This is a genomic window from Pontibacterium sp. (assembly GCF_041587635.1).
GTDB lineage: Bacteria > Pseudomonadota > Gammaproteobacteria > Pseudomonadales > Balneatricaceae > Pontibacterium.
Genome location: NZ_JBFGYC010000393.1, coordinates 1 through 3,904, shown reverse-complemented (window position 1 = coordinate 3,904; position 3,904 = coordinate 1). Strand labels below are relative to the sequence as shown.

The 3,904-nt window shown below is 49.6% G+C and carries 6 protein-coding genes and 1 tRNA gene; 5 read left to right on the top strand and 2 right to left on the bottom strand.

All coding sequences use genetic code 11. From position 1 onward, the window contains the following. A partial coding sequence (locus tag ABYW01_RS16195; protein ID WP_372834659.1) for a protein-glutamate O-methyltransferase CheR occupies nucleotides 1-528 on the bottom strand: 528 nt, incomplete at its 3' end. Next, nucleotides 515-1,456 carry a chemotaxis protein CheV gene (locus ABYW01_RS16190; protein ID WP_372834657.1) on the bottom strand — a complete coding sequence of 314 codons (942 nt, stop codon included), beginning with the start codon at nucleotides 1,454-1,456 and terminating at the stop codon, nucleotides 515-517. The genes ABYW01_RS16195 and ABYW01_RS16190, both read right to left, overlap by 14 nt. Nucleotides 1,457-1,520: 64 nt before the next feature. Here ABYW01_RS16190 and flgA point away from each other — a divergent pair, with 64 nt between their 5' ends. The 5 genes from flgA to ABYW01_RS16165 all read left to right on the top strand — a co-directional run. Further along, entirely contained in the window at nucleotides 1,521-2,213 is a 693-nt protein-coding gene (gene flgA, locus ABYW01_RS16185; RefSeq protein WP_372834656.1) for a flagellar basal body P-ring formation chaperone FlgA, read from the top strand. Between the two features lie 111 nt (nucleotides 2,214-2,324). After that, complete coding sequence (flgM, locus tag ABYW01_RS16180) at nucleotides 2,325-2,642, top strand: flagellar biosynthesis anti-sigma factor FlgM (RefSeq protein ID WP_372834653.1); 318 nt, start codon at nucleotides 2,325-2,327, stop codon at nucleotides 2,640-2,642. A gap of 10 nt (nucleotides 2,643-2,652) precedes the next feature. Beyond that, nucleotides 2,653-3,138, top strand: coding sequence for a flagella synthesis protein FlgN (locus ABYW01_RS16175; RefSeq protein ID WP_372834651.1), 486 nt, complete (start codon nucleotides 2,653-2,655; stop codon nucleotides 3,136-3,138). 70 nt (nucleotides 3,139-3,208) lie between these two features. Next, nucleotides 3,209-3,285, top strand: a tRNA-Arg gene (locus ABYW01_RS16170). A 206-nt stretch (nucleotides 3,286-3,491) separates the two neighbouring features. After that, a partial coding sequence (locus tag ABYW01_RS16165) for a tyrosine-type recombinase/integrase (protein WP_372834649.1) occupies nucleotides 3,492-3,904 on the top strand: 413 nt, incomplete at its 3' end.

The following is a 3,904-nucleotide window of genomic DNA, read 5'->3' as shown; positions in this document are numbered from 1 at the left end:
CCCCTTTGCTCGGGAGAGTACGTTACTTGAAATATCAGTCGCGACAATCTCAGCCCCTCCACGCAGCAATCCTGGATGAAGCTGTTTAAACTCATCCAGAATCATGCTCACCGAGTAAGGTTCTTGCCCTGTAGAACACGCAGCAGACCAGATACGCAAACGCCCCGCCGAATTATCAGCAACCCGCTCAGGCAAAATCTTATCTCGCAGTATCTCGAACGGATGCGCATCACGAAACCATAAGGTTTCATTGGTGGTCATCGCGTCAATAACCCCCTCTTTTAATGCCATTCCGGCAGGAGAGGAGAGCCGATCAACCAGCTGAGTCAACGTCTCGCAACCTTGATCCTGCATGATTTTGTCTAACCTGCTCTGCACCAGATACTGCTTATGACCCGCCAGCAATATCCCGCAGCTGTCTTCCAGAAAACGACTGAAGCGCTCAAACTCCTGATCACTGATCTGGAAATTCCGACGACTCAGAGGCGCAAGAAGATTATCCTTTTCCACAGGCTCAGCTACCACCATCAACTTGTCTGATACGTCTCACAACCACTTCTGCAAGCTCGTTCGGATCAAACTTGGCAAGGAAACCGTTCGCTCCCACTTTTTTAACCATTGAAACGTTGAATCCACCTGACAATGAGGTATGCAATACAACATGCAAATCCCGAGTGCGCTCATCTTCCCGAATCATGGATGTCAGAGTATATCCATCCATCTCCGGCATTTCGATATCGGAAATCACCATCAAAAAGACGTCATTCGGGTCCATGCCTTTATTCAGCAAACCTTCCAACAAGCCCCAGGCAATACGCCCGTTATTGGCCGAGGTCACCTTCAGTCCCAGCCCTTCCAGACTGCGTCGCATCTGGTTGCGAGCCACTGAGGAGTCGTCGACGATCAGCACCTGATGCTCTTCGGCTTGCTTACGCACACCTGCGTCCGCGACCTCATGGCTGACTTCAGTGGAGGCTGGATACAGGTCCGCAAGAATCTGCTCCACATCGATAATCTCGATGAGCTTACCTTCATACTCCAAAATAGCCGTCAGATAGTTTTCCACGCCAATTTCAGCTGGAGGCGCATTAATCTGATCCCACTGTGTATTCAGAATACGGTCAACACGGCGCACCAAAAATGCCAATATCCGACGGTTGTACTCCACAACTATCAGAAAGCACTTTTCACGCTCTTCCCTTGGCACTGAATCACGACCAATCGCTTCGGATAAGTCCAGTACAGGAATGGTTTCGCCACGAATGTGAGCCATCCCTTTAATGGCTGAAGTCTGCCTCGGAACTTCCGTCAGCTCTGGACACTGCAGCACCTCACGTACTTTAAAAACATTGATACCAAAGCGCTGATCTGTCTCCAAACCGAACAACAGCAACTCCATCCGGTTCTGACCAACCATCTGGGTTCTCAGGTTTACACTATCGAGGATACCTGACATGATCTCTCTATCCCGTGGAAATTAATAAGACCTTCTAAACAGCTTGCCCTCTCCGGACGACGCCTTGATTAAACGTAATTTAACACGACTTTTGCTGCTGACCACCCTTTTCCTATCAGTTTCAGTAGTACAAGCAGCGAATAATCAAGCCTTGGAAAAAGACGCCAAATCATTCCTTCAAAACCATTTTCAGCAGATTCACCCGGAAGCAGACATCCAAATTACGCTCAACTCACTCAATACGCGAGTAAAACTAGTAAGCTGCAATCAACCTGTCCAGTTTAAGCCGAATAATTCTGGAGGCAGCCGGGTAAGCTTGCGCGCAAATTGCTCTTTACCACGCTGGCAAATATATATGACGGCCAAAGTTCAGATAACTAAACCTGTTTTAGTTACTAACACCGCAATTAGTAAAGGCCAGACCCTCCAGGCAGAAGATGTTGTGAGTATAGAAACCGATATAACCCGTTTGCGCGGAGAGTACTTTACAGAATTTGGTGCCATAATAGGCAAAGCAGCCAAACGAAATCTTGGCGCTGGACAGGTCATTAAAAGCAATATGCTCGCCGCAGCCATTGTTGTGCTCCGCGAAGATTCGGTGATCATCGAGGTCACCCGCGGTAGCCTTACGATTCGCACATCCGGCACAGCATTACGCAGTGGAAAAAAAGGCGAACAAATCCCCGTTCGCAATGATAAATCAGGCCGCGTTATCAAAGCATTTGTTATATCGCCCGGTTTAGTCCGCACACCATAATGGCCCGTCTCGAATCAGGCTGCTATAATGGCAAAAAATCTTGTTTTTTCTCTCAAGTTCTTAATCACGATGCCGATAGCTAAGGCATAACACGTACTGAGGATTGGACGAATGGTAATTGACTACTCGAGCTTGACGTCGTCACAGACGGCCAGCTCTCGTGGCAAAGTAGCGCAACCCGCCGGATCTGCCGTTAATGGTAAAGACAGCGGTGCAAGCAGCACTACACCGTCCAACGCAGGTGATACCGTCAAGCTGAGCAGTACTGCTAAAGCGCTCCTTCGCTCCGAGCAGACACTTAATAGTTCCCCTGACGTGGACAGTGAACGTGTTGAGAAGCTGAAAGCCGAAATTGAAGGCGGTACCTATCAGATCAACAGCCAGAGAGTTGCTGAAGGTATCATGCGCTACGAAAGCCTGATGAGCTGATTCATACCCCATGAATACAGAACAACTGAAACACTTTAATGCCCAGCTTATGCAGGGCATTTCTGTTTTAGAGCAGCTAGAAAATCTTCTCAAAGCAGAACGCACAGCGTTAAGCAGCCGTCAACTGGAAGAGATCCAGGACAATACCGAACAGAAGCAAGCTTTATTGACCCGATACCTTGAACTCAACAAGGATCGCGTAACCCTGCTTCAGAACCTCGGTTACAGCCCCGACGGTGAAGGCGTAAACAACCTGATTGCCGCTGCACCGCCTGCGGCCCAAACGGTGCTTAACGACTCCTGGAGCAAGCTCCAGAACAAGCTGAGTGCACTACAGGAAAGCAACAAAATCAATGGTTTGATCAGCTCTCGCAATCTCAAGAACATTGAGCAGTTGTTATCCATCATGAGTGGCCGTAGCGCAAAAGACCGGCTCTACAATCAGAAAGGCTCTGCCGGACACTATCGCGCTCAGAGCAGAATCGGTAAAGCCTGATATTCCCCAACTAGCAGATGACTCTTGGACGCTTTAGCGTTAGAATCGCCGCCGGTATCAAGCAATCTGTGTCCCAGTAGCTCAGCTGGATAGAGCGGTCCCCTCCTAAGGGACAGGCCAGGGGTTCGAATCCTCTCTGGGACGCCATATACCATTCCTAGCAATTCTCTATTATTCCCACACCCCTTGTATCATGTGGCCCTGAAGCATAATATCGTTCTCAGGCGTTCCCACATTCAGCCACACTTTCCGCTGATTTTGGTGGGTTATATTGTGGGGAAGGCAGAATCTCAAAACCCTACCCCACCACCAGCGCCCACCAAACCACGTCAGAACACTGGAGGTTTAGGGTCATGGCTCTTACGGATAAGCAACTCAAGGCCTTAAAGCCACGCGATAAGAAGTACACCGTTACCGATCAGCACGGCCTCATGATCGAGGTACGCCCCAATGGTGGAAAATACTGGACCTATCGCTTTCGGCTAAACGCAAAGCGCGTGGATATGGCCCTTGGTGTTTACCCAATCGTGACACTAAAAGACGCGCGAGAGCGCAGAGATGACGCCCGCAAGCTGGTGGACAGGGATATAGACCCAAGAGCTGCCAGAAAAGCCGAACGTGAAACCAGACGAAACATAGCGGCAAACACGTTCGAAGCTCTGGCGCGGGAGTGGTACGCACTCAAACACACCGAATGGAGCGACAGCCACCAGCAGCGCACCATACGCAACCTTGAACACGATCTATTCCCCACCATAGGCAGGTT